At 45.5% G+C, this 24,132-nt stretch carries 27 protein-coding genes; 26 read left to right on the top strand and 1 reads right to left on the bottom strand.

Translation table 11 applies throughout. The features are described from left to right. Window positions 1-139 precede the first annotated feature (139 nt). The 14 genes from Q0241_RS16800 to Q0241_RS16735 all read left to right on the top strand — a co-directional run bounded on the left by Q0241_RS16800 (window position 140) and on the right by Q0241_RS16735 (window position 12,697). Window positions 140-1,219, top strand: coding sequence for an ABC transporter ATP-binding protein (locus Q0241_RS16800; protein ID WP_299379596.1), 1,080 nt, complete (start codon window positions 140-142; stop codon window positions 1,217-1,219). A gap of 2 nt (window positions 1,220-1,221) precedes the next feature. Then, the gene (locus tag Q0241_RS16795; RefSeq protein ID WP_299379593.1) at window positions 1,222-2,091 is read left to right on the top strand and encodes a carbohydrate ABC transporter permease; all 870 of its coding nucleotides are present in this window, start codon (window positions 1,222-1,224) and stop codon (window positions 2,089-2,091) included. Window positions 2,092-2,094: 3 nt separating this feature from the next. Then, on the top strand, window positions 2,095-2,892 hold the full coding sequence (locus Q0241_RS16790; protein ID WP_047764155.1) for a carbohydrate ABC transporter permease: 798 nt from the start codon (window positions 2,095-2,097) through the stop codon (window positions 2,890-2,892). Window positions 2,893-2,907: 15 nt separating this feature from the next. After that, on the top strand, window positions 2,908-3,186 hold the full coding sequence (locus tag Q0241_RS16785; RefSeq protein ID WP_156176779.1) for a DUF2160 domain-containing protein: 279 nt from the start codon (window positions 2,908-2,910) through the stop codon (window positions 3,184-3,186). A gap of 71 nt (window positions 3,187-3,257) precedes the next feature. Then, window positions 3,258-4,967 (top strand): ABC transporter substrate-binding protein, encoded by a 1,710-nt coding sequence (locus Q0241_RS16780; protein WP_299379583.1) that lies wholly within the window; start codon window positions 3,258-3,260, stop codon window positions 4,965-4,967. 143 nt (window positions 4,968-5,110) lie between these two features. After that, on the top strand, window positions 5,111-5,635 hold the full coding sequence (locus Q0241_RS16775) for a MarR family transcriptional regulator (RefSeq protein ID WP_299379581.1): 525 nt from the start codon (window positions 5,111-5,113) through the stop codon (window positions 5,633-5,635). Between the two features lie 135 nt (window positions 5,636-5,770). Continuing rightward, on the top strand, window positions 5,771-6,442 hold the full coding sequence (locus Q0241_RS16770) for a DUF4166 domain-containing protein (protein WP_299379579.1): 672 nt from the start codon (window positions 5,771-5,773) through the stop codon (window positions 6,440-6,442). Next, entirely contained in the window at window positions 6,426-7,901 is a 1,476-nt protein-coding gene (locus Q0241_RS16765) for a TIGR01777 family oxidoreductase (RefSeq protein ID WP_299379576.1), read from the top strand. Before Q0241_RS16770 ends, Q0241_RS16765 begins: the two co-directional genes overlap by 17 nt. A 179-nt stretch (window positions 7,902-8,080) precedes the next feature. After that, window positions 8,081-8,296 carry an amidohydrolase family protein gene (locus tag Q0241_RS16760; RefSeq protein WP_299379573.1) on the top strand — a complete coding sequence of 72 codons (216 nt, stop codon included), beginning with the start codon at window positions 8,081-8,083 and terminating at the stop codon, window positions 8,294-8,296. Between the two features lie 107 nt (window positions 8,297-8,403). Continuing rightward, window positions 8,404-9,432 carry a tryptophan--tRNA ligase gene (gene trpS / locus Q0241_RS16755; protein WP_299379570.1) on the top strand — a complete coding sequence of 343 codons (1,029 nt, stop codon included), beginning with the start codon at window positions 8,404-8,406 and terminating at the stop codon, window positions 9,430-9,432. Between the two features lie 344 nt (window positions 9,433-9,776). Continuing rightward, window positions 9,777-10,691 (top strand): sulfite exporter TauE/SafE family protein, encoded by a 915-nt coding sequence (locus Q0241_RS16750; RefSeq protein WP_299379567.1) that lies wholly within the window; start codon window positions 9,777-9,779, stop codon window positions 10,689-10,691. Beyond that, window positions 10,691-11,488: a TIGR02186 family protein gene (locus tag Q0241_RS16745; protein ID WP_299379564.1), complete on the top strand. Its 798-nt coding sequence runs from the start codon at window positions 10,691-10,693 to the stop codon at window positions 11,486-11,488. The genes Q0241_RS16750 and Q0241_RS16745 overlap by 1 nt, the downstream gene beginning before the upstream one ends. A 3-nt stretch (window positions 11,489-11,491) precedes the next feature. Then, complete coding sequence (locus Q0241_RS16740; protein ID WP_299379561.1) at window positions 11,492-12,028, top strand: universal stress protein; 537 nt, start codon at window positions 11,492-11,494, stop codon at window positions 12,026-12,028. A 105-nt stretch (window positions 12,029-12,133) separates the two neighbouring features. After that, entirely contained in the window at window positions 12,134-12,697 is a 564-nt protein-coding gene (locus Q0241_RS16735; protein WP_299379558.1) for a NifU family protein, read from the top strand. Between the two features lie 104 nt (window positions 12,698-12,801). Here the strand turns inward: Q0241_RS16735 and Q0241_RS16730 are convergent, their stop codons facing one another. Beyond that, window positions 12,802-13,884 (bottom strand): polysaccharide deacetylase family protein, encoded by a 1,083-nt coding sequence (locus Q0241_RS16730; RefSeq protein ID WP_299379556.1) that lies wholly within the window; start codon window positions 13,882-13,884, stop codon window positions 12,802-12,804. 180 nt (window positions 13,885-14,064) lie between these two features. On the opposite strand from Q0241_RS16730, the gene tsaB reads away from it, so the two are divergent. From tsaB to Q0241_RS16670, 12 genes are all read left to right on the top strand, one after another. Continuing rightward, window positions 14,065-14,766, top strand: a complete 702-nt coding sequence (tsaB, locus tag Q0241_RS16725; protein ID WP_299379554.1) for a tRNA (adenosine(37)-N6)-threonylcarbamoyltransferase complex dimerization subunit type 1 TsaB — start codon at window positions 14,065-14,067, stop codon at window positions 14,764-14,766. 8 nt (window positions 14,767-14,774) lie between these two features. Continuing rightward, complete coding sequence (rimI, locus tag Q0241_RS16720; protein WP_299379552.1) at window positions 14,775-15,233, top strand: ribosomal protein S18-alanine N-acetyltransferase; 459 nt, start codon at window positions 14,775-14,777, stop codon at window positions 15,231-15,233. 165 nt (window positions 15,234-15,398) lie between these two features. Then, on the top strand, window positions 15,399-15,812 hold the full coding sequence (locus Q0241_RS16715) for a MucR family transcriptional regulator (RefSeq protein ID WP_299379549.1): 414 nt from the start codon (window positions 15,399-15,401) through the stop codon (window positions 15,810-15,812). Between the two features lie 126 nt (window positions 15,813-15,938). Continuing rightward, window positions 15,939-16,361: a Fur family transcriptional regulator gene (locus tag Q0241_RS16710; protein WP_299379548.1), complete on the top strand. Its 423-nt coding sequence runs from the start codon at window positions 15,939-15,941 to the stop codon at window positions 16,359-16,361. 68 nt (window positions 16,362-16,429) lie between these two features. Further along, the gene (locus Q0241_RS16705) at window positions 16,430-17,248 is read left to right on the top strand and encodes a GNAT family N-acyltransferase (RefSeq protein ID WP_299379545.1); all 819 of its coding nucleotides are present in this window, start codon (window positions 16,430-16,432) and stop codon (window positions 17,246-17,248) included. A 1-nt stretch (window position 17,249) separates the two neighbouring features. Next, on the top strand, window positions 17,250-18,086 hold the full coding sequence (locus tag Q0241_RS16700) for a 1-acyl-sn-glycerol-3-phosphate acyltransferase (protein ID WP_299379542.1): 837 nt from the start codon (window positions 17,250-17,252) through the stop codon (window positions 18,084-18,086). 71 nt (window positions 18,087-18,157) lie between these two features. Beyond that, entirely contained in the window at window positions 18,158-19,564 is a 1,407-nt protein-coding gene (gene miaB, locus Q0241_RS16695) for a tRNA (N6-isopentenyl adenosine(37)-C2)-methylthiotransferase MiaB (protein ID WP_299379540.1), read from the top strand. Beyond that, on the top strand, window positions 19,561-20,604 hold the full coding sequence (locus Q0241_RS16690) for a PhoH family protein (RefSeq protein ID WP_366941197.1): 1,044 nt from the start codon (window positions 19,561-19,563) through the stop codon (window positions 20,602-20,604). The genes miaB and Q0241_RS16690 overlap by 4 nt, the downstream gene beginning before the upstream one ends. Window positions 20,605-20,657: 53 nt before the next feature. Next, window positions 20,658-21,284 (top strand): rRNA maturation RNase YbeY, encoded by a 627-nt coding sequence (ybeY, locus tag Q0241_RS16685; protein ID WP_299379538.1) that lies wholly within the window; start codon window positions 20,658-20,660, stop codon window positions 21,282-21,284. After that, a complete protein-coding gene (locus Q0241_RS16680; protein ID WP_299379537.1) occupies window positions 21,277-22,218 on the top strand; it encodes a hemolysin family protein in 942 nt (313 codons plus the stop codon). Before ybeY ends, Q0241_RS16680 begins: the two co-directional genes overlap by 8 nt. A gap of 6 nt (window positions 22,219-22,224) precedes the next feature. Beyond that, window positions 22,225-23,823 (top strand): apolipoprotein N-acyltransferase, encoded by a 1,599-nt coding sequence (gene lnt / locus Q0241_RS16675; RefSeq protein WP_299379535.1) that lies wholly within the window; start codon window positions 22,225-22,227, stop codon window positions 23,821-23,823. 115 nt (window positions 23,824-23,938) lie between these two features. Then, window positions 23,939-24,132 (top strand): helix-turn-helix transcriptional regulator (locus Q0241_RS16670; protein WP_299379533.1); only part of this gene is annotated, 194 nt, incomplete at its 3' end.

The following is a 24,132-nucleotide window of genomic DNA, read 5'->3' as shown; positions in this document are numbered from 1 at the left end:
TCAGCCTTACGCATGGGGTGCAGGAAATTGAAATCGATAGCGATATCGAAGTCTATCTGGAACCTTCCAAGTGTTTTGTTTTTGATACCAATGGCAAGCTGGTTGCTGGCCCCTGGGGTACAGCTGGGGAGCAAGCGTAATGGCGAAGATTGAACTGAATGGTCTGGCGCATTCTTATATGCCGCATATCCAGGAGCCGCAGGATTTTGCCCTTAAAGAGCTTAATCATGTGTGGGAAGATGGTGGAGCCTATGCGCTGCTTGGTCCATCTGGTTGTGGTAAAACAACACTTCTGAATATTATTTCCGGTTTGTTGAAGCCAACGCACGGTGAAATTCTCTTCGATGGAGAGGCGGTCACCAATAAGGCAACTGAAGACCGCAATATTGCACAGGTTTTCCAGTTTCCGGTGGTTTATGACACCATGACTGTCTATGACAACTTGGCTTTCCCGCTTCGAAACCGTGGTGTGAGTGCTAGCGAAGTTGATGGGCGTGTGCGTGAAATCGCTGAACTGCTGGAAATGGAGGATAGTCTCAAGCGTAAAGCAAGTGGCCTTACGGCTGATGCCAAACAGAAGATTTCTCTGGGGCGCGGTTTGGTTCGTGCTGATGTGTCAGCGATCTTGTTTGATGAGCCATTGACCGTTATTGATCCTCATTTGAAGTGGCAGTTGCGCTCTCAGCTTAAGCATCTGCACAAACGCTTTAACTACACGATGGTGTACGTCACACACGATCAGACGGAAGCACTGACTTTCGCTGATAAAGTGGTTGTTATGTACGATGGTGCTGTTGTTCAGATGGGCACACCTGAAGAGCTGTTTGAGCGTCCAAAACATACCTTTGTTGGTTACTTCATCGGTTCACCGGGCATGAACGTTGTGCCGTGTCATATTGATGGTAAGCAGGCAATGGTTGCTGGCCATGCTTTTGCCATGGAACAGGGCCTGAGTAATATACCCGCGGGTGCCTCGCTGGAAGTTGGTATTCGTCCGGAATTCCTGTCGCTTTCACGTGAAGGATCGGGGCCGACCGTTTCTATTCAAAAAGTAGAAGATCTTGGCCGATTTAAGGTGGCAAGTGTCCGTCTTGAAGATCATGAGTTTAAAGTGATGGTCAACGAAGAAGATGAGGTTCCTACTGATGGTGCGCGTCTTGTTGTCGATCCAACGCATGTGAATCTTTATGCCAACAGTCATTTGGTAGAGGAGGCTTGATCATGAATAAATGGTCCGATAACCGCGCTTGGTGGCTTGTTCTTCCTGTTGTTTTAATCGTGGCATTTTCTGCGGTCATTCCTTTGATGACAGTGGTTAACTATGCCTTTCAGGATACTTTTGGAAATAATGAATTCTACTGGGCTGGTATTGAATGGTTCCAGGAAGTTCTTCGGTCTGACCGTTTCCACGGGGCGCTAGGGCGTCAGTTCCTGTTCTCCTTTATTATCCTTTCTATCGAAATTCCGCTTGGTATCGCCATTGCGTTGGCGATGCCGAAAAAAGGACTCTGGGTTCCGTTTTGCTTGATCCTTATGGCATTGCCACTCCTTATTCCCTGGAATGTGGTGGGCACTATCTGGCAGATCTTTGGTCGTATTGATATTGGTCTTCTGGGGGCTGCTCTGGATGGATTGGGTATTGAATACAACTATACGCAAAACACAATTGATGCCTGGGTGACCTTGATCGTCATGGATGTGTGGCACTGGACTTCGCTTGTTGTGTTGCTTTGTTATGCTGGCTTGCAGTCAATTCCTGATGCCTATTATCAGGCCGCCAGAATTGACGGAGCGAGCAAGTGGGCGACATTCCGTTTTATCCAGTTGCCAAAGATGAACCGTGTACTTCTGATCGCTGTGCTGTTGCGCTTTATGGATAGCTTCATGATCTATACCGAGCCATTCGTGGTGACTGGTGGTGGACCGGGTAATGCGACAACCTTCCTTTCGATCGATTTGGTTCAAATGGCAATTGGTCAGTTTGACCTAGGGCCTGCTGCGGCGATGTCGTTGGTCTATTTCTTAATCATTCTGCTCTTCAGCTGGGTATTCTTCACAGTGATGAGCTATTTAGACAGAGCGGAGTCTTAAGTCATGAAAACCAAAGCTCTCGTCACTATCCTTTACATCGTTTTCTTGCTGTTGCCGATCTATTGGCTGCTGAACATGTCCTTGAAAACGAACGAGGAAATTCTCAGTACCTTTAGCCTTTGGCCACAGGATCTGACCTTTGCCAACTATATGGTGATCTTTACAGACCCAAGCTGGTACAACGGTTACATAAACTCGACAATATATGTGGTGTTGAACACGATCATTACCCTATTGGTTGCCTTGCCTGCGGCTTATGCATTCTCGCGCTATAACTTTATGGGCGATAAGCATCTGTTTTTCTGGCTTTTGACCAACAGAATGGCACCGCCAGCGGTTTTTGCCTTGCCGTTCTTCCAGCTTTATTCGGCTGTGGGATTGTTTGATACGCACATAGCGGTGGCCTTGGCACACTGTCTGTTTAACATTCCCTTGGCGGTCTGGATTCTCGAAGGATTTATGTCTGGTGTCCCGCGTGAAATTGATGAAACCGCCTATATTGACGGCTATTCGTTCCCGCGTTTCTTTACCCGTATTTTCACACCGATGATTTCTTCGGGTATCGGCGTGGCTGCATTCTTCTGTTTCATGTTCTCGTGGGTTGAATTGTTGTTGGCCAGAACGCTGACTTCTGTTGATGCCAAGTCAATTTCCGCGACCATGACACGTACCGTGTCTGCGTCGGGCCTTGATTGGGGTGTGCTAGCAGCGGCCGGGATACTGACCATTATACCGGGTATTCTGGTGATCTATTTTGTTCGTAACTATATTGCCAAGGGCTTTGCCCTGGGCCGGGTTTAAAGGGGAGTCCGTATCATGGAATTGAACTGGATGGCCTGGACTTGGCCAACGGCTACTTTCTTTATCATCATTGCAACAACCCTTGTTGTTATGACGGTATTGGCAATCAAATTCCCCGAAAGGGAAAAGGTTGGAATTCTTAATATTCCAACCACGCGTGGGGATCGATTGTTTATTACACTACTGGGCAGTGCTTTTATTCACCTCGGTTGGCTTCTGATGTCAGATATCCAACTGTGGGGAGCCCTCGTCGTAAGCGCTGTCTACGCATTCATCGTGTTTAGATGGGTGTAAACACCTAGAGGGCAAATGTGGGGTGACGAGGCAAACTCGTTTACTGAATGAAGCAACAGGGAGATATAATAATGAAGTCCCGTTATATTGGCGGCGCTCTAACAGCCGTCGCTTTGGTTCTCTCAGCTGGCGCAGCTCATGCGGATGCAGCTGCAGCTAAGAACTGGGTAGAAAATGAATTTCAGCCTTCGACTTTGTCCAAAGCTGATCAAATGAAAGAAATGGAGTGGTTTGCAAAAGCTGCTGAGCCTTTCAAAGGCATGGAAATCAATGTGGTTTCCGAAACCATTACAACGCACGAGTACGAATCAAAAACTCTTGCCAAGGCTTTCTATGAAATCACAGGCATCAAGGTTAACCATGACCTGATCGGTGAAGGCGATGTTGTTGAAAAGCTGCAAACACAGATGCAGTCCGGTAAAAACATCTATGATGCCTACATCAACGATTCAGATCTTATTGGTACGCACTATCGTTACCAACAGGTTGTGCCGCTTTCTGACTGGATTGCAGGTGAAGGTTCTGATGTAAGTAACCCGGATCTCGATCTTGGTGATTTTATCGGTACATCGTTCACTACCGGTCCTGATGGCAAGCTTTACCAGCTTCCTGTACAACAGTTCGCGAATCTATATTGGTTCCGTTATGACTGGTTCTCTGACCCTGATATCAAAGCTAAATTTAAAGCAAAATACGGCTATGATCTGGGCGTTCCGGTTAACTGGTCTGCTTATGAAGATATTGCCGACTTCTTTACAAATGACGTGAAAGAAATCGACGGTAAAACTATATATGGCCATATGGATTACGGTAAAAAAGATCCTTCACTTGGTTGGCGCTTTACTGATGCATGGTTGTCAATGGCTGGTGCTGGCGACAAAAACATTCCAAACGGTATACCGGTTGATGAATGGGGCATCCGTATGGAAGGCTGTAGCCCGGTTGGTTCTTCAGTATCACGTGGTGGCGCGACAAACGGTCCTGCTGCGGTTTACTCCGTAGCCAAATATGTTGATTGGCTCAAAGCTTATGCTCCACCATCAGCACCGGGTATGACTTTTGGTGAAGCTGGCCCAGTTCCTGCGCAAGGTGCTGTTGCACAGCAGATCTTCTGGTACACTGCCTTTACTGCTGACATGGTGAAAGACGGTCTTCCCGTTGTAAACGAAGACGGTACACCAAAATGGCGTATGGCACCTTCCCCACACGGTCCTTATTGGGAAGAAGGTCAGAAGCTTGGTTATCAGGATGCTGGTTCTTGGACTCTTATGAAATCCACACCAGTTGATCGTCGTAAAGCTGCATGGCTCTATGCACAGTTCACTGTTGCCAAAACGGTTTCTCTGAAGAAAAGTCACGTTGGTCTAACTTTCGTACGTGAAAGCGATATCCAGCATGAATCCTTCACAGAGCGTGCACCGAAACTTGGTGGTTTGGTCGAATTCTATCGTTCACCTGCCCGTCTTCAGTGGACACCAACAGGTATCAACGTTCCTGACTATCCAAAACTTGCACAGCTATGGTGGCAGAACATTGGTGATGCCAGCTCTGGTGCAAAAACACCTCAGGAAGCTATGGATGCACTTGCAGCTGCTCAGGACAAAGTTCTTGGACGTCTGGAACGCGCAGGCGTACAGGGCGAGTGTGGACCTAAGCTGAACGAAGAAAAAGAAGCCAGCTACTGGCTGAATCAGCCTGGTTCTCCAAAAGCCAAATTGGCCAACGAGAAACCACAAGGTGAAACAGTTGATTATGACGAGCTTGTTAAAAGCTGGAATTAATTAACGCATTTTCTTGCGAATAAAAGGGCCGGAGGATCATTCCTCCGGCCCTTTTTTGTATGGAATGTTTTATATGAGTAGCATGGTTGACAATTTAATATAATTCTTCTATTTCTGTAATAACAGAAATTACGGAAATTGTTATGAAACTCACACCTGCCATGGAACGTTATGTCCTTCATTGGGGCGAAATGGGATCCCGCTGGGGAGTGAATCGTTCCGTTTCACAGATACATGCGCTTTTGTATCTTGCTGCACGCCCAATGCATGCGGAAGAAATCTCTGAAACCCTAAATATTGCGCGATCCAATGTAAGTACGAGTTTAAAAGAATTGCAGGGGTGGGAGCTTGTTCATCTGATTCATGTTTTAGGCGATCGTAGGGATCATTTTGAAGCAACGCATGACCTTTGGGAAATGCTTCTAACGATTGCAAACGCGAGAAAACAGAGGGAAATAGCACCTACCCTCACTACATTGCGTCAATGTGTTCTTGATGGCTCTGAAGAAAATGAAATCCCTGCCGAAAGCTTAAAGCGCATGCAGGATATGCTCGATTTTATTACCAATCTTACGAACTGGTACGAGCAAATAAGTCGCCTGCCAAAGGGGACATTAATTAAGATAATGAAATTAGGGGCAAAGGTTGCAAAGTTTGTAGGTAAGTAGGCTATAGGGCGGATGAATATCTGCCCTACCTTTTTAACTAGTAATTTCTGTTATAACAGAAATTACAGAAAGTGAGGAAAAGTGGAGTGTGGATATCAAAAAAATCAATGCACTTCTTCTTACGATTCTCAAAAAATGTCTGTAATGGGGACAGGTAAGCAAGTTGAGGTAAATGATCCAGATCCACTTCATATCCGATTTTTACTTGGGGATGATGCTTGGTTGAGATTAAAGCCAGCAATCCGAAAACGATTTGGTTGTGATGCTCAATTGGGGAATACGCATCTGTATTGCGGTAAAATGCATCGGGTTGATGCTAGCTACATTGGGTTGCTTATGGCGCATACGGCAAGGTTGATTGGTAGCCCGATGGCCTGGTCACGTGGACAGGATATTCCTTGTGATGTGATCACATTTGATGATCCAGACCGACCCGGAGGTATTGTTTGGGAGCGACATTATTATTTTGCATCTGATAAAAAACAAATTGCACGTACGACAAAAATTGTAAGTGAAAACGAAGGATTACTGGAATGTTTCGGTAAGCACTTTGGGATGAAGCTCAAGCTTGAAGAAGCAAAAGGTGCACTTCACTTTGTATCCACGAAATTTTACCTGCAGTTGTTTGGGAAACGGATAAGTCTTCCAAATTTTCTGAGCCCGGGAACGCTTCGCGTTACGCATCGCGACTTAGGAAGTGATCAGTTTCAGTTTGTTTTGGAAGTGGATCATCCTGTCTTTGGACAACTCGCATTTCAAGATGGCTATTTTAAAGAAGAGGAGATGAAAAATGCTACTCGTACTTAGTTTACTTGTTCTTCAGGGTATTATGGGGGCTTTTGATAACTTTTGGCATCATGAAATCACAGAAGCCCTTCCCTCAAAACCTAGCGCGCGTAAAGAATTGATGCTCCACAGTGCGCGTGAATTTATTTACGCAGCTTTATTTCTTATGTTGGGATGGGCAACGTGGCATGGAATTTTTGGCATTATCACCATCATTTTGTTGGTCGTGGAAGTTGGCATTACTCTGTGGGATTTTATTGAAGAAGATATGACCAGAAAGTTGCCACCTCTGGAACGTGTTTTACATACTGTATTAGCCATGAATTACGGGGCAGTTTTGATTTTACTTTTACCCATTCTGTGGGAGTGGAGTTTGGGGGCAACAGTAGCCAAAGTTGCTGACTATGGGATTCTTTCTTGGGTAATGACGCTTTATGGTGTTGGCGTTTTCTTTTGGGGAATTCGGGATTTTTATGCGGTCATTAAACTCGGACCTTTACAAACGCCTGAACACATACGAAACCCGATTGCAGTTGGTACCGTTATGACCCCCCAAACAGTATTGATAACAGGGGCGACTGGATTTGTTGGCAAAGCGGTTGTACGCGAACAGCTTTCAAAGGGGAAAATCGTCTTTGTATTGACGAGAGATCGAGCGAAAGCAGAAAATGCTTTTGGGGCCAATGTTAATAGCATTGAAAGGTTAGATGATATTTCAGATAACACTAAAATTGACCAGATCATCAATCTTGCTGGTGAGGCGGTAATTGGTCTCCCGTGGACAAAATCACGTCGAAAAGGAATTAGGAACAGTCGAGTCGACACAACAAATGCCCTCGTCTCTCTTGTCGCTCGACTAAAGATCAAGCCGGAAGTTTTGGTCAATGCTTCTGCTGTTGGATTTTATGGCGATGGTGGTGAAAGCCGCCTTAATGAGGCAAGTAAGGGACAGCCTGTCTTTTTATCTGAATTTTGCCAAGAATGGGAAGCTGCAGCACTCAAGGCTGAAGATTATGATGTAAGGGTATCGCTATTACGCTTTGGAATTGTATTAGGGCGTGACGGAGGCGCATTACCAAGTTTAGCAAGGCCTGTACAATTGGGCCTCGGCGCTGTCATGGGAAGTGGGCAGCAGTGGATGCCCTGGATTCATATAAAAGATGCTCTTGGGTTAATTGACTTTTCTTTGAATTGCCCAAAAATATGTGGTGCAATTAATGCTACAGCCCCAGATGGAGTTCGCCATAAAGACTTCATGACGAGTTTGGGTGAGGTTTTCAATAAAAAGATCGTTTTTTCCCTGCCGGAATTTTTACTGAAAAGAATGCTTGGAGATATGTCTGCAATTTTTCTAGAAGGTCAAAATTTAGTACCTTCTAGGGCGATTGAACTGGGCTATAAATTCTCTTATCCAGAGCTTGATGGCGCATTGAATAATTTGTTTCCGCGTCAGAAGGCATTTGTTTTCAAGGAAAGTTAGGCATCTATTATTCGATTTTCTGAAGTTGTACCATTGAAGGCAGGATTGAAAATCTTCTTGATCTTGCCTTTAACGCATTCAGAATAAAGAATTAAACCTGTCAAAGATATGGTATGGCATAGCATAGTTAGCAGGACGGTAAGTTTTTATCGGGTTTTGTCTAGGGTGCTTTCGACCAAGTGGAGACAGTTATCGAAATGATGACGCTCAATGTCGCAAAGCTATTGCAGCACGAGGAAAAAACAGGATCAATTGAACGGGGCAAGCTGGCGGACTTTGTTGTACTGGACCGTAATATTCTGGATATACCGATAAATGAGATCGGGTCTGTGAATGTAGAGGCAACACTTCTTGGCGGAGAACCGATTTATGATCCGAAAGGTTTGTTCGACTGATCTGCATCTTGCGTCTTGGTTCCAGCTCTTGACCCCAGGGTTTTGAACGGCGATAAAGCCTTTTCTTAAATCTTACTATCAACCGCTATTGGAATGGATCTTTTCCCATGAAGCGTATCTTCTCGGGCGTGCAGCCCACAGGGAACCTACATCTTGGCAATTATCTCGGCGCTATTCGTAATTTTGTGCGCCTTCAGAACGACTATGAGTGCATCTTCTGTGTCGTTGATATGCATGCCATTACTGTCTGGCAAGATCCTAAGCAGTTGATTGATAATACACGTGAAGTTGCGGCGTCATATCTGGCGGCGGGCGTTGATCCTGAAAAGCACATCATCTTTAATCAGTCACAAGTCTCTGCTCATGCTGAGCTTGGCTGGATATTTAATTGTGTATCACGGATTGGTTGGTTGAACCGGATGACGCAGTTTAAGGACAAGGCCGGAAAAAACCGTGAGAAAGCATCCACAGGTTTGTATGTCTATCCAAACCTGATGGCGGCGGATATTCTTGCCTATAAAGCAACCCACGTACCCGTTGGTGAGGACCAGAAACAGCACCTTGAATTGACGCGTGATATCGCCATTAAGTTCAATAATGATTTCAATGTTGATCTTTTCCCTGTACCGGAACCACTTATTTTTGGTGCTGCAACACGCATTATGTCTTTGCGTGACGGTAGTAAAAAGATGAGCAAGTCTGATCCATCGGATTACAGTCGTATCACCATGATGGATGATGCAGATACCGTTGCCAAAAAAATCAAGAAGGCAACGAGTGATCCACATTTAATCTCCGGTGCTGAAGTGTTGGATGAAAATGGTAAGTTGCTTGATGACGCCCGCAGAGAACGTCCGGAAGCGTTTAACTTGCTGTCTATCTATGCGGCGTTAAACGACAAAGAGCTTTCTGATGTCCTGGGTGAATTTGAAGGTAAAGGCTTTGCCGATTTTAAAAAATCTCTGACAGAAGTTGCGGTTACCAAGTTGGGACCAATGGGGTCGGAAATGAAACGATTGATGGATGATAAATCATACGTTGATTCTGTGCTCAAGCAGGGGGCTGATCGGGCTGCTAAGCTAGCAGAACCTGTGATGAAAGAAGTTTTTGAAGCTGTTGGTTTTTTACGGTCGTAACAAGTAAAAGCTTATCGTTACATGGAGCCAGTATAAATAATATTTGGCTCCACATGTCTTATGAAAAGGGTATCAGGTTTGTTTCTGATGCCCTTTTCTTTTAGGGAAGCGTTTGAAAAGAAAAGCACTGGTGTGTTTTTATAATTGGCCAAATTAAAAAAATATTAAGCAAAAAGTTGAAAAATAAAGAAAATATTCAATGGACCCCCTTTTCCTTTTTCGTGAAGCAGGATAGATTTCTTTAGGGGTGCTCCCTTGAAAGCCTATGAATAAAAACTTTCTGCCTGAAACGGTAGAACAGGGTAGAGCTAAATGAATACCTGTGAAAAGGGCGACTGACGGCAATGCAAATCTATCTGCCGATCGCTGAGATATCTGTCGACATAATCCTCTTATTGGCAATGGGGGGCGGTGTCGGACTGCTTTCGGGGATATTTGGTGTTGGGGGCGGCTTTTTGATGACGCCAATCCTGATTTTTGTCGGCGTTCCCCCTGCCGTTGCCGTTGCAACACAAGCAAACAATGTAATCGCGTCTTCGGTTTCCGGTGTTTTTGCCCATTGGAAGCGGGGAAATGTTGATTTCCTGATGGGCTGGATATTACTGATTGGCGGCTTTATCGGGTCCACACTCGGTGTTGGCTTGTTTACTTTCCTAAAAAGTCTTGGCCAAATTGATCTTGTTATTAATCTTTCCTATGTGGTCTTTCTGGGTACGATCGGGCTTTTGATGATGCTCGAAGGTATCAAGGCTGTGTTCCGGCGCAGAAAGTCAGGGGGTGTTTCCCGTGGCAAGTTGCATGAACATAACTGGTTCCATGGTTTGCCGCTGAAAATGCGCTTTCGTAAATCCCGGCTTTATATTTCGGCGCTTCTGCCGCTAGGTATTGGTTTTTTTGTTGGTGTTCTCTCTGCCATTATGGGGGTTGGTGGTGGGTTCATTCTTGTGCCAGCAATGATCTATATGTTGGGTATGCCGACAGCGATGGTGATTGGAACATCGCTTTTCCAGATTATCTTTGTTGCTGCGAACGTGACTTTTTTACAGGCAGCTCAGAACCAGACCGTTGATGTTGTTCTCGCACTTTTACTGTTGGTTGGCTCTGTCCTCGGGGCCCAGGTTGGTACGCGGATAGGGGCCAAAATGCAGGGTGACTGGTTACGCCTGTTGCTGGGGATTCTGGTTGTCATGGTTTGTGGCAAACTGTTCCTTGATCTTTTGATCGAACCCGCTGATCTCTATGTTTTGGAGATGGTGTGATGATAACGTGTGCGACATCTCGGAGATACCGACTTTTTCCAGATAATAAAGCCTGCTCATTAAATGCTCTTTTGATGATTGTTTTATCATTTCTTTTTGTTTTGTCAGGAAAAGAGACGAAGGCCATTGAGGCGGATCTTTCCAGTCACCTTGTGGCAATTACGGCCGGATTTTCAGGTGATCGCATTCTTCTGTTTGGCAGTATTAATTCCCCAGGTGAAGTCATTGTCGTTGTGAGAGGGCCGGATACGGACTTTAAAGTACAACGAAAAGGGCAGGTCGCCGGGATCTGGATGAATACCGCGTCGATGAAGTTCGAAAGTGTGCCGAGTTTTTATTCCATAGCTTCAACGGGCCCAATTGAAGAAATATCCTCTTCGGCAACACGCGCGCTTAACGCCATCGGCTTTGACAATATCGGCCTTGAGCTTCCGGTAACAAAAGCTGCGGGGAAATTGGCCGATTCATGGAAAAAAGCTTTGCTTCGGAATCTGTTACGTAGCGGTAATTATCAGCTGGAAAACGCGGAAATAGTTTTTTTAGGCGAACATTTATTCCGGACAGAATTTGAGTTGCCTGCCAATGTGCCGACAGGGACGTATTCTGTCAGCGTCTATCATTTGCGTGATGGGCAAATCATTGACGCGCGAACGACACCCCTGACGGTATCAAAAATAGGGGCCGAAGCTGAAATTTATGACTATGCACACCTTCATGGTGCGATGTATGGTATTATCGCCATTGTGATTGCTTTGGTATCCGGCTGGATCGGTCATTTAATTTTCCGCAAGGGATAAGGCATGAGTGAAACAGAATCGACAGAATTGAAAATTGATCAAGAGACTGACGGTAAAAAATGCCGAAATCATGGATCTACAGATCGGATTTTCCTTGTCGTCGTCGATGATAGTGATGAGATGTTGCAGGCGATGCGCTTTGCGTGCCGCCGTGCACTTCATACGGGCGGGCGGGTTGCGCTTTTGTATGTCATTGAACCTGCCGAGTTTAATCACTGGGCGGCTGTCGGGGATCTGATGCAAGAAGAAGCCCGGGAAGAAGCCGAAGCTTTGTTGAATAAACTTGGCGAAGAAGTTCTTGAATACTCAGGGCAAATCCCTGTTCTTTACATGCGCGAAGGCGACCGGCGTGATGAGCTGGTCAAGCTTGTAAACGAAGACGATCAAATTTCTATCCTTGTTCTGGGCGCGAGTTCTGGTTCTGGGGGACCTGGACCTCTTTTGACTGCGCTGATGGGGAAACATATTGGTAAGTTACGTGTGCCAATAACAGTTGTGCCTGATAATTTAGAGCCTGCTGAAATCGACGAAATCAGTTAAAGAAATATTCTATATGAATATTCATTGTGGATAGGGGCTTGAATAGCCCCTATAAGATTACATATAAGAACAACAATCATAGACCGATTTTTAAACGAGCAAGATATGTTTATCCAAACAGAACAGACGCCAAACCCAGCTACGCTAAAGTTTTTACCGGGATGTCCGGTACTTGACGGTGGTACGGCTTTCTTTGAAGCAAAAGAAGCGGCTTCAAATTCTCCTCTTGCTCTTAGATTGTTTGAAATCGAAGGCGTTACCGGGGTGTTTTTTGGCGGTGACTTTATTACGATTACCAAGGCAGAAGACAAAGAGTGGTATATTCTGAAGCCATCTATTCTTGGTACGATTATGGAGCATTTCACAGCGGGACGCCCTGTTATGACGGATGCTTCCGAGGCAATGTCTTCCCACGCTGAAGCAAGTGATGAAGACGATGATGAAATTGTGTCTCAGATCAAAGAGCTTCTGGATACACGTGTTCGCCCAGCTGTTGCACAGGATGGTGGCGATATCGTTTTCCACGGGTTCGAAAACGGTGTCGTTTATCTGCATATGCAAGGGGCGTGCGCGGGGTGCCCAAGCTCAACTGCGACTTTGAAGATGGGCATTGAGAATATGCTGCGTCACTATATTCCAGAAGTGTCTGAAGTCCGCGCTAGCGCCTGACTGGTATGGTCAATACTTAGGTACGATTAGATTTGTTCTAAAAAAATAAAGTCCCGGAGTTGTTTTCAACTTCGGGCTTTTTTTATTGGCTTTAGATTTTTAATTCAGGGGATGTAATACTGTTGCCCAAACCAACGCCAGCGCCCATCAGGACCGAGCATGGTACAGTTGAGGCGCGCCCGACCAGTCTTGAATGGTTCTTTTAATCTAACCTCAATACGGCCCCCACCCAGCTCCTGTAAGGTAAGTTCACCCTGAGAACTATAACAGTTTAGCCCTCGATAGGATCCGTCTGCACGGGGAATAATCTGTGAACCGATGGTAAACCCGATGAGGGGTGGATTTGTCGCTTCACTGAGGGTTAAGTCTTCGGGCAAAACGGCTGATACAGGTAAAGGTAAGCTATTGATGGCGAGTTTGAACCGTTCCATTGTGCCAAAGCGGTCATTGAATGGATAGCGCGGTAAAGCCATCAGATTAGAATTGGGATCAATGGCACCGGAATGTTGACCAAAGGCTGCTTTAAAACCTGCGGCTCTTAAAACATTTTGCAGGTCATTACTGATCTCACCATAGGGGTAAGCAAACAGATTTGGCTGTTTACCCAAAGCACGCCTGAAAGTTTGATTCGATTGATCAATAATCTGTTTTTGTTCTTGTTGTGATAAGTGGGCAATATGTCTGAGTTCGCTGGCGTGATTTCCTATGGTCACAAGAGGATCTGATGCAAGCTCTCTTATTTGGGACCAAGTCATATACCCGACCCGATTTTGGTCTACTGCCGATGTCGTTACAAATACAGTTATAGGAAGATTTGCTTTTTGTAGGGCTGGCCAAGCTGTTTCGTAGAAAGAAAGATAGGCATCATCTATTGTTATTGAAACGGCACGATCCGGCAATGGTGAATTATTTTTGAGGGCATCAACGACATCTAGAAGAGGGATCACGTTGTACTGCTTGTTTTGAAGCTCTTGGATATGATCAGCAAAGATGGAGAGAGCCGTGCTGGTCGTTGGGTATTTACTTTCTTCAAAGCGTTGATACATAACAACAACGGCACCGTTTCTATTAACGTCTTCAATAGACTTTTTCGTTTCTTGTGTTGAAGCGGTCTTTTCAAAACCAATTAGGCCAAGGGTGATTGCGAGGAAAAAGGAAAGTAATTGAAAACGGTGTGTTTTAAACATTTTCGATAGTTCAGCTTCTTTGCTCTCTAATGTTACTTTAATGCCAGCCCTAATAAGAGGCGATCATTGGTGGTCTTCAATTGTAACAAAGCAGCATCAAGGATATAAGCCATAATGTTATTTTGTCTTTTAAGCTATGAGCTATGTTAACCTGAGTGTCAAAGGGATGGTTTCACGATAATGCAGGCGGATAATTCATTGTTGCTTGGTTTGGATACTGCGGGGTCTTCTTGTTCCGTTGCTGTTATGGACAAAGGCCAAGTATTGGCTTCACGTATAGAGACAATGCGGCGTGGACAATCAGAGCGCCTTTTGCCAATCGTGCAAGAGATTTTGGATGAAGCAGGGAAAGAATTGCTGGATATGGCAGGGTTTGCTGTTACGACAGGTCCAGGCGGATTTACTGGTGTGCGTATTGGTTTAGCCACCGCCCAGGGTTTTGCACTTGCCTGCGATAAGCAACTTGTCGGGGTTAATAATTTTGAAGTTCTTGCCCGTGGGGTGCCGACGATTGAAAAGACATCAGATATTCAAATCGTAGTCATCATTGATGCGAAACGTGCAGATTTGTTTGTTCAAAGCTTTGATTCAAAACTGAATCCGTTGACAGAACCGTTTGCTGCCCTTCCAGAAAATTTAAGTGATCTTTTGCCCGGGGGTAATTTACTTTTGGTTGGGGATGGTATTGATCAGGCATATGAAGACTTGAAAAAAGCAGGACGAAAGATAGCAATTTCAACCTCATCTGCGAATGCTGATGCTCAAAATTTGTTGTTATGTGCCGTTGAACACCAGCTTTTTGATGGGAAAAATAAGTCGGTTGAGCCACTGTATTTGCGAGCGCCGGATGTTTCCTTACCCAAAAACAAGCCGACGTTCTAGATGATGGCATGAGCGAATCAGCGGAAATCATTCTGTGTGGTATTGAGCATGCTGAATTGTTGGCAGAAATGCATTCAAGGTCATTTGCCGAAGCTGCATGGAATGCAAAAGATTTTTTGGGATTACTTGTTCAAAAAACAAATAAAGGGTTTATCTATTGTAATGATAGGAAGCCAGTAGGGTTTATTATTTGGCAAGAAGTCGTTGGGGAAGCTGAAATATTGACATTTTGCGTTGATCCAGATTTCCGAAGGTTGGGCTATTCAAAAAAGATGATCGCTAAATTATTTGAATACCTTGATCAAGCATCTGTTAATAAAGTATTTTTAGAAGTTTCTGAGGATAATATCATTGCGCTATCGCTCTATCAGGCGATGGGATTTGTGGAAATCGCTCGAAGATCCAAATACTACCACAAACCAGATGGTTCAACTGTTGATGCAGTTATCATGTCTGCGGATATTTAAATGACTTCGGGCGTTATTATTGATAAATAAAATAATATAAATATTTTATCAAAACTAACTTGAAATTTTTAAGAAATAACTTTAATTCACCTATTGGTATGTTATGAATTAAATAATATTTTGATCATTACAAGTAACTTTATATTGGGAAAGAACAGTCATACTATGTCTGAAGATAACTCCTCGTTAGAATTAGTCGAGCTTACAACTAGTCTTGTTTCCGCACATGTTTCCAACAATTCTGTTGCCGTAGCAGACTTGCCTCAATTAATCCGCGAGGTCTACGGCACTTTATCCACATTGGGTCAGGAAGAAAAGAAAGAGCCAGAGCGTCCTACGCCAGCTGTATCTATTAAAAAGTCCATTACGCCAGAATTTATTGTATGTCTTGAAGACGGCAAGAAGCTTAAAATGCTTAAACGTCATTTGAAAACAGCCTATAACATGACACCGGAAGAATATCGCGAGCGTTGGGGCTTGCCGCAAGATTATCCAATGGTTGCGCCTAACTATGCAAAACAACGTAGTTCCTTGGCAAAACAGATTGGCTTGGGGACAAAAGCAAACAGGACCAAGTAATCAATTTTCTTTGAACTGGTTAGCCGTGAAAAATGCGCTATCGGGCTTTTCTCGGTAGCGCATTTTGTGTACATTAGAATTATTCAAAAAAGTACTGTATCCATTAACGATGAGCTCAGGGTAATTATGGCATCAAAACTGGAAGTTCTTTGTGCTGAAAAAGGTCTCAAGATGACCGAGCAGCGAAGAGTCATTGCAAGGGTTCTTTCTGATTCTACGGACCATCCTGATGTGGAGCAGGTTTATCACCGTGCTTCCAAGTTAGATTCGAAGATATCTATCGCGACTGTCTATCGGACTGTGAAGCTGTTTGAAGAAGCCAATATTCTTGAGCGTCATGACTTTGGCGATGGCCGCGCCCGTTACGAAGAAGTTACAGAGCGGGTTCACGATCATCTTATCGATGTAAATTCTGGTGAAGTTTTGGAATTTTCTGATGACGAAATTCACGAACTTTTGAATAAGATGGCGCAAAAGCTTGGTTATCGCTTGATCGATCATCGTCTTGAACTTTATGCTGTGCGTGAAGGCTGTAGTGCAATAAAATAGACACAATTTTCTGGCACAGTCCTCGCCATGTTTAAAATCGCCATGTTTATCCAGGGAACACGCTGAGCATGAATGAGGGTACTTCACGACCCGTCGATGTAACTGCGGGACAACTTACGATCCGTTTGGCCGAGAGCGAACGGGAGATTTTGGCTGCGCAAAATCTGCGATATGATATTTTTTATCGTGAGAACTCCGCACAGCCTACTCCTGAGATGGCAGCAGAGAATCGGGACTTTGATAGCTTTGATCCTTTTTGCGATCATCTGCTTGTTTTTGATAATGACCGGGGTACTGGCCCAGACGCTGTTGTTGGCACTTATCGTGTGATGAGGCGTGAAGGCGCGAAAAAACGGGGGCAATTTTACTCGGTTGATGAATTCAACCTGGAAAAGCTGCTGAACTTTGATGGCGAAATTTTAGAGCTGGGGCGGTCCTGTATTGATCAGGAATATCGACGCGGTTCAACGATGCAGCTTTTATGGCGCGGTATCGCCCAGTATGTTTTCACTTATGACATTCGTTACATGTTTGGCTGCGCAAGTTTGCACGGCGTTGATCCAGAGCAGATGAAACTGCCGTTATCCTATCTATATCACAATCATTTGGCGGATACAGATATCCGACCCAAAGCCCTGCCGGAAAGATTTAGTTCTATGGATCTTATGCCCGCAGATCAGATTGATCCAAAGGCTGCAATCAAAGAGCTTCCGCCTTTAATTAAGGGGTATCTCAGGCTTGGCGGTGTTATCGGCGATGGCGCTGTGATTGATGAGCAATTCGGTACCACGGATGTTTGTGTGATTGTCGAGACAAGCCGGGTAACAGATAAATATTATAAACATTATCGCCGTGAAACGGACAATGCAGCTCAACAGGTAGCATGATATGTCGGACATTGCTGTAGCTTCTGGTTTGGGCTCTGATTTAAGAGCCTCATGCCGCTTGGTTGTCTATGTCCTGTTCACCTTGGCTCTGATGCCGTTACAGCTTCTTCTTTTACTCCTTCGTTTGCCTGGACGGTATAAGCTACCCCTCTGGTATCATAATTCGACGTGTTTTTTTAATGGTATTAAGATCGTCACCCGGGGCCAACAAAGTACGCGCCAACCGACACTGTATGTATCCAATCATGTTTCTTATCTGGACATTTCTGTTTTGGGTAGCCTGATTGACGGGCATTTTGTGGCGAAGTCCGAAGTTGGTAACTGGCCATTTTTTGGATGGCTGGCGAAGTTATCCGGTACGGTTTTTATTCAACGTCGTCGCCATAAGTCCAGCGAAAGTCGTGACAACATGGCAAAGCGACTTGGAAATGGGCGCGATCTGATTTTATTTCCCGAGGGAACATCAAGCGATGGTACGCGGGTTTTACCTTTTAAATCGGCGCTCTTTTCTGTTGCTCAGGCTTCGAAAAACGATAGCCCCTTGCTGGTTCAGCCAATCTCTATTACATACACCCGGTTGGATGGTATGCCGATGGGTCGTTTATGGCGGCCCTTTTATGCTTGGTATGGTGATATGGAATTGCCCGGGCATTTATGGCATGCGCTGGCGATGGGGGTTTTAACTGTAGAGGTTGAGTTCCTAGAGCCAGTAGAAGCGAGTTCCTTCGCGAATAGGAAAGCAATGGCCAGTCACTGTCATAAAGCAGTATCTGGCGGCGTTTCCAATGCCCTGAGAGGGCAGCGATTACCGATAGCTTCAAATCCCAACAGATGGTAATTTAACAAGGTGTTTGAACGGTTTGTCATAAACATGACCGCAAATAACACTAGGCTGAATTGGTAATTACGTTGGCAAAAAAGCTCTATATTAAGACCTATGGCTGTCAAATGAACGTCTATGATACGGTTCGTATGACAGATGTTCTGGCTCCTCTGGGATACGAGACCGTGAATAGCCCTGACGTGGCTGATATGGTGATTCTCAATACCTGTCATATACGCGAAAAAGCTTCTGAGAAGGTTTTCTCTGAGCTTGGGCAGTTACGTCGTCTCAAGGAGAAGCGCGAATCCGGTGGTGAGCGCATGCTGATTGGTGTTGCCGGTTGTGTGGCACAGGCTGAAGGCGAAGAGATTTTACGCCGTGCAAAACAGGTTGATATGGTGTTTGGTCCGCAAACCTATCACCGTTTACCTGAAATGGTCACAAAGGCGCTTGGTAATACCACTGGCCGGGGTATTTCTGACACGGATTTCCCTGTTGAATCCAAATTTGATTTTCTGCCGGAAGAAAGCCAAACGCATGGTCCGTCGGCTTTTCTTTCTGTTCAGGAAGGCTGTGACAAGTTCTGTACCTTCTGTGTCGTTCCCTATACTCGTGGTGCTGAATTTTCTCGTCCGGTAACGGCGATTGTTGACGAGGCCAAGCGTCTGGTTGCCAATGGTACGCGTGAAGTTACTCTTCTTGGTCAAAATGTGAACGGCTATCATGGTGAGGGTGCTGATGGTAAAACGTGGCGTTTGGGGCGATTACTCAGAGAGCTTGCAGAAGTTGATGGTATTGAACGCCTTCGCTATGTGACATCGCATCCAAATGATATGGATGACGAGCTTATTGATACTCACCGTGACCTTTCAGAGTTAATGCCCTATTTGCATTTACCAATTCAAAGTGGTTCTGACCGCATATTGGAAATGATGAATCGTAAACACACTGGCGATGAATATCGGCGGGTAATTGACAAGCTTCGCGATGCTTGTCCTGAATTGGCTCTGTCGTCTGACTTTATTATTGGATTTCCAGGCGAAAGTGATCAGGACTTCGCAGACACGCTACGTCTGGTTACTGATATTAATTATGCTCAAGCTTATTCCTTTAAATATAGTCCACGTCCGGGGACGCCAGCTGCAGGTATTGATGCGCAGGTCCCAGAGGATGTTAAGTCAACACGTCTTGCAATGTTACAGGAATTGCTTAATGCACAGCAAATGTCGTTTAACCAGAGCATGATCGGGAAGACACTTTCGGTTTTGATTGAACGCAAAGGTCGCGAAACTGGGCAGTTAGGCGGGCGCAGTCCGTACATGCAATCTGTCTTTGTGCAGGCTCCTGAACGTTTGATGGGGCAAATTGTTGATGTCAAAATAGAGACAGCAAAACCAAATTCTTTAACAGGTTCAGTAGTAACAGGTGACTTTGGCGGTTTTGACGCGCATAATATAGAGCATGCCAAAGCCGGAATGGAGGGACGCATTTGACAGCCAGAGCTCGTAACGGACAAGCCGCCCGTGGTGCACGGCAAAATAAATTAATTGAGTTTGATGATAACAGTCTTCTTCCCATGCTTTATGGGGAACATGACCAACATCTAGTTCGATTGGAACAGCACCTCGGTGTGGATCTCGCTTCGCGCGGTAATCAGGTATCGATAAGCGGTAATAAAGATTCTGTAGCGACAGCAAAGGTTGTTTTAAAGGCACTATATGAACGGTTGCAAAAGGGTTTGGACGTGGGTGATGGCGAGGTTGATGCGGTTGTTCGTATGGCGCAAATAACACCGGATGTTGATGAAACAGAAAAAGCAGTAGAATCAACACATGGCGATGAGTTGGCGATTGTAACGCGCAAAAGGCGCCTTAATCCACGTTCGCCAGGTCAAGCCGCGTATATCAAGGCAATGCAACGTCACGAGTTGGTCTTTGGTGTCGGCCCAGCGGGAACCGGCAAGACCTATATGGCTGTTGCTTATGGGGTTTCCTTGTTACTGAACGGTGATGTTGAGCGCATTATTCTATCGCGCCCAGCTGTCGAAGCGGGCGAACGCCTTGGTTTCCTTCCTGGAGACATGAAAGACAAGGTCGATCCGTATTTGCGTCCGCTTTATGATGCTTTGCATGATATGCTTCCTTCGGACCAAGTTATGGGCCGGCTGGAAAACGGTGAAATTGAGATCGCGCCTCTTGCCTTTATGCGTGGCCGTACTCTGTCGAATGCCTTTGTTATTCTGGACGAAGCCCAGAATACGACCCCTGTGCAGATGAAAATGTTTTTGACCCGGCTTGGAGAGCGGTCGCGAATGGTTGTGACGGGTGATATGTCACAGGTGGACTTGCCAAAGGGGCAACTGTCTGGCCTACGGGATGCAACACAAACCCTTGCCAAATTGGAAGAAGTCGGTTTCGTGCAGTTTGCGCATGCAGATATTGTTCGTCATGAACTGGTTACAAAAATTGTTCGTGCCTATGATAATCATGAAAATAAAGGTGAAGCGAAAGAAAGAGATTTCTTTGATGGCTAACCCGTCGATACCCTGTCTGGTGTCAGAGGGGGCTTTATTAGGAAGGCAGGTAGATGTCTGACCTGATTATGACTGAAGCGTTGGAACGGTCTTTGAGCAATGAAGGCGCTTCATTTATGTCTTCGGGGTTCGATGTATCTGTTGAGCTTAAGGAATCACAGTGGTCTGAGTTTCTTCCGCACCATCAAGCGCTTATCCATCGGGCTGTAATTGCCTCATATGTCTTTGCTGGCTTTTCAGCAGACCCTTCTTCATCTGAGACAACGTTGATTTCGGAAGCGGAACTATCTGTTGTCTTGGCAAATGATGTTTCTGTTCAGGCTTTGAACAAGGAATACCGAGGTAAAGACAAGCCAACGAACGTTCTTTCTTTCTCGACACTTGATGACCCGGACGAGGCTGACCTTGCCTCTCAACGTGGTGTTTTGCCGCTTGGCGATATTGTTTTATCTATTGAAACCTTGATTTTAGAAGCAAATGAGCAATCTAAAAGGCTGGAAGATCATTTTTCGCATCTTTTGGTGCATGGTGTTTTGCACCTGTTGGGGTATGATCATATTGAAGATGATGATGCACTTGAGATGGAAGGGCTTGAGGTAGAAATTTTGAATAGGCTTGGCGTTAATAACCCTTACGAGCTTGATGGCGATCGGCTTTTACAGGGCATGATAGATGAGTGAAATATCAGGAAATAGTAAGTCGCTGCGCGACCAGGATGCAGAGGCATCGTCGCGCGGCGGACTATGGAATTGGTTGACACGTAGCTTTGGTTTCAAAAATGGCGATTCCAGTCTTCGTGAGACGATGGAAGAAATCATTGAGGAAATCGAAGGCAGCGAAGATGAAGCTGCATCATTGACTCCGATTGGGGAAGACGAGCGTGTTATGCTCGGGAATATCCTAAAGCTTCGCCATCTGACCTGTTCTGACGTGATGGTGCCCCGTGCTGATATTATCGCCGTGGATTTGGATACTTCCATCGGGGATCTTATCGATATGATGAGCCGCGCAGGGCATTCAAGACTACCTGTCTTTCGGGAAACGCTGGATGATGTCATTGGTATGGTCCATATCAAGGACGTTTTGGAATATTCAAAGGGCGCGCGCAATCCAAACTTGGCCAGTATTGTTCGTCGTGTTTTGATCATTGCCCCATCCATGCGGGCGATTGACTTGCTTTTGGAAATGCGCATGTCGCGCGTCCACATGGCTTTGATTGTGGATGAATTCGGCGGAATTGACGGGCTTGTCACGATTGAAGACCTTGTCGAGGAGATCGTCGGCGAGATTGAGGATGAGCATGATACCGACGAAGGCCCGCGTTTATACCCGCGTCCCGATGGTTCTTTTGTAGCTGATGCGCGCTGCCCGATTGAGGAACTTGAAGAAAAGATAGGTCCTATTCTGACCGACGAAGAACGCGATGAAGACATTGATACTCTTGGGGGAGTCGTCTTCTGGCTTGCTGATCGTGTACCTGCGAGAGGTGAATTGATTGAACATGAGGAAACAGCCGTTATGTTTGAGGTCCTCGATGCTGATCCACGCAAAATTAAGCGCTTGAAAGTATGGAAGAATACGGCAACAGATAGCGAAGAACAAAAAGAAGGCTAAGCCAGTATGGTGATTGGGCGGGGACTGGCAGGTGTTTATAGCCTGAGCCAAAATCTACAAGAAATTAGAGGTTGGAAACGCTATGGTATCGCCGCCGTTCTGGGGGGGCTATCTGCAACCGCTTTTGCACCTTTGTTTTTTATACCTTTCTTGATTCCTGCCTTTGTTGGTCTTTTGTGGCTCTGGAAAGGTGCTGAAGCTCCCAAAAAAGCAGCCTTTATCGGGTGGGCATTTGGGACGGGATATTTCGCCGTTGGCCTCTATTGGGTTGGTGCAGCTTTTCTGGTTAATAGCGCTCGCCACGCCTGGTTAATGCCCTTTGCGATTCTTGCCTTGGCGGCAGGAATGGGGCTTTTTCACCTCCTTATCGGTTACGTAATGGGGCGGCTTAGGTTTAAAGGGGTAGAACGGGTTCTGGCCTTTTCTGCAATCTGGTTATTTGTCGAGTGGCTTCGGTCTTGGATTTTTACAGGATTTCCTTGGAATCTTATCGGTTCAGTTTGGACTTTCTCTGATCAAATGATTCAGTTTGCAAGCTTAACTGGCGTCTGGGGCTTGAGTCTCCTTTCCCTTCTTGTTGCCAGTGCACCAGCAGTGTTGTTTGAAAGTTCCAAGGTTCCATTTTCAGAAATGAAACGCCGTGTTGCCTTCGTGCTCCTTGTTCTGAGTATGCCCTTATTTGTTTGGGGCTACGGTGCCTTTAGATTAAGTGCAGCATCGACGGGTAGTGAAGCCTTCGTTGACAACATAAAAATGCGTCTTGTTCAGCCAAACATAAATCAGGCTGACAAATGGAAACCGGACCTGCGGGGGGAACACATTGTAACGCAAATGGGGCTAAGCGCAGGTGAGGGATTCAAGGATATTACCCATGTAATCTGGGCAGAAACAGCCGTGCCTTTTTTATTGTCTGGGGATAAGGAGTTACGTTCCGTTATTTCAAGAGTCGTTCCGCCATCTGGATATTTGATTACGGGTGCACCAAGAGTTGAAGAGCTGTCTGTTGGTGGAGGTATTGAGCGGAGCTTCCGGAACTCCATGCATGTCCTTGATCGCCGCGGTGAAATTATCGACACTTATGACAAGTTCCATCTTGTCCCCTTTGGTGAGTACGTGCCTTTGAAAGACTGGGTGCCGTTCCTAAAAAAAATGACGGCCGGAAGCTCTGATTTTACACCGGGCGAAGGGCTCCGTACGATGAATGTTCCTGGGCTCCCTAGGATGAGCATGTTGATTTGCTATGAGATTATTTTCCCCGGTGCTGTTGCCGATTCTTCCAAAAGACCAGACTGGATACTCAATGCAACCAACGATGGTTGGTTCGGAATAACCAGTGGTCCCTATCAGCATTTTGGGATGGCACAACTCAGGGCTGTTGAAGAAGGTCTTCCTATTATCCGTGTTGCGAACACGGGTATCTCAGCTTCCATTGATGCTTATGGGCGTGTGGTCAAGAGTATTGGTTTGGGAGAAAAGGGTGTTGTCGACACAGGGCTGCCAAAAAAAATCTCTGGGAAAACTTTGTTTTCGATCATTGGCAATTTCTCTGTACTGCTACTAATCAGCCTTCTTCTACTACCACTGGTAATCAGGCGTAAAAAGTAGTGAAAGACTAATAAAATACACTCTTTTGAAAGAAATAAGTTGACTACATACGATAGTATGCATAAATTTACTCGTATAGATGGTTGCTTGTGTGTAGTTTAGAAAGAGTGGAATTATGGGTCGAGTACAAGAAAACGAACCAGTTCGTGGTAAAGGAAAGCCAAATCCAGTTGATGTTCATGTAGGTAGTAGAGTTCGATTGCGTCGGACCCTTCTGGGCATGAGTCAAGAAAAGCTGGGCGAAGCTATTGGTCTGACTTTCCAGCAAGTTCAGAAGTACGAGCGCGGTGCAAACCGTGTTGGCGCCAG

The sequence above is a fragment of the uncultured Kiloniella sp. genome, from assembly GCF_937128705.1.
Classification (GTDB): domain Bacteria; phylum Pseudomonadota; class Alphaproteobacteria; order Kiloniellales; family Kiloniellaceae; genus Kiloniella.
This window is presented reverse-complemented; position numbering and strand designations above follow the sequence as displayed.

Excerpts from the sequence above, each read along its gene's own strand:
- Q0241_RS16800 (WP_299379596.1), top strand. The coding sequence starts at position 140 with ATGGCGAAGATTGAACTGAATGGTCTGGCGCATTCTTATATGCCGCAT.
- Q0241_RS16795 (WP_299379593.1), top strand. The coding sequence starts at position 1,222 with ATGAATAAATGGTCCGATAACCGCGCTTGGTGGCTTGTTCTTCCTGTT.
- Q0241_RS16790 (WP_047764155.1), top strand. The coding sequence starts at position 2,095 with ATGAAAACCAAAGCTCTCGTCACTATCCTTTACATCGTTTTCTTGCTG.
- Q0241_RS16785 (WP_156176779.1), top strand. The coding sequence starts at position 2,908 with ATGGAATTGAACTGGATGGCCTGGACTTGGCCAACGGCTACTTTCTTT.
- Q0241_RS16780 (WP_299379583.1), top strand. The coding sequence starts at position 3,258 with ATGAAGTCCCGTTATATTGGCGGCGCTCTAACAGCCGTCGCTTTGGTT.
- Q0241_RS16775 (WP_299379581.1), top strand. The coding sequence starts at position 5,111 with ATGAAACTCACACCTGCCATGGAACGTTATGTCCTTCATTGGGGCGAA.
- Q0241_RS16770 (WP_299379579.1), top strand. The coding sequence starts at position 5,771 with ATGTCTGTAATGGGGACAGGTAAGCAAGTTGAGGTAAATGATCCAGAT.
- Q0241_RS16765 (WP_299379576.1), top strand. The coding sequence starts at position 6,426 with ATGCTACTCGTACTTAGTTTACTTGTTCTTCAGGGTATTATGGGGGCT.
- trpS (WP_299379570.1), top strand. The coding sequence starts at position 8,404 with ATGAAGCGTATCTTCTCGGGCGTGCAGCCCACAGGGAACCTACATCTT.
- Q0241_RS16750 (WP_299379567.1), top strand. The coding sequence starts at position 9,777 with ATGCAAATCTATCTGCCGATCGCTGAGATATCTGTCGACATAATCCTC.
- Q0241_RS16745 (WP_299379564.1), top strand. The coding sequence starts at position 10,691 with ATGATAACGTGTGCGACATCTCGGAGATACCGACTTTTTCCAGATAAT.
- Q0241_RS16740 (WP_299379561.1), top strand. The coding sequence starts at position 11,492 with ATGAGTGAAACAGAATCGACAGAATTGAAAATTGATCAAGAGACTGAC.
- Q0241_RS16735 (WP_299379558.1), top strand. The coding sequence starts at position 12,134 with ATGTTTATCCAAACAGAACAGACGCCAAACCCAGCTACGCTAAAGTTT.
- Q0241_RS16730 (WP_299379556.1), bottom strand. The coding sequence starts at position 13,884 with ATGTTTAAAACACACCGTTTTCAATTACTTTCCTTTTTCCTCGCAATC.
- tsaB (WP_299379554.1), top strand. The coding sequence starts at position 14,065 with ATGCAGGCGGATAATTCATTGTTGCTTGGTTTGGATACTGCGGGGTCT.
- rimI (WP_299379552.1), top strand. The coding sequence starts at position 14,775 with ATGAGCGAATCAGCGGAAATCATTCTGTGTGGTATTGAGCATGCTGAA.
- Q0241_RS16715 (WP_299379549.1), top strand. The coding sequence starts at position 15,399 with ATGTCTGAAGATAACTCCTCGTTAGAATTAGTCGAGCTTACAACTAGT.
- Q0241_RS16710 (WP_299379548.1), top strand. The coding sequence starts at position 15,939 with ATGGCATCAAAACTGGAAGTTCTTTGTGCTGAAAAAGGTCTCAAGATG.
- Q0241_RS16705 (WP_299379545.1), top strand. The coding sequence starts at position 16,430 with ATGAATGAGGGTACTTCACGACCCGTCGATGTAACTGCGGGACAACTT.
- Q0241_RS16700 (WP_299379542.1), top strand. The coding sequence starts at position 17,250 with ATGTCGGACATTGCTGTAGCTTCTGGTTTGGGCTCTGATTTAAGAGCC.
- ybeY (WP_299379538.1), top strand. The coding sequence starts at position 20,658 with ATGTCTGACCTGATTATGACTGAAGCGTTGGAACGGTCTTTGAGCAAT.
- Q0241_RS16680 (WP_299379537.1), top strand. The coding sequence starts at position 21,277 with ATGAGTGAAATATCAGGAAATAGTAAGTCGCTGCGCGACCAGGATGCA.
- lnt (WP_299379535.1), top strand. The coding sequence starts at position 22,225 with ATGGTGATTGGGCGGGGACTGGCAGGTGTTTATAGCCTGAGCCAAAAT.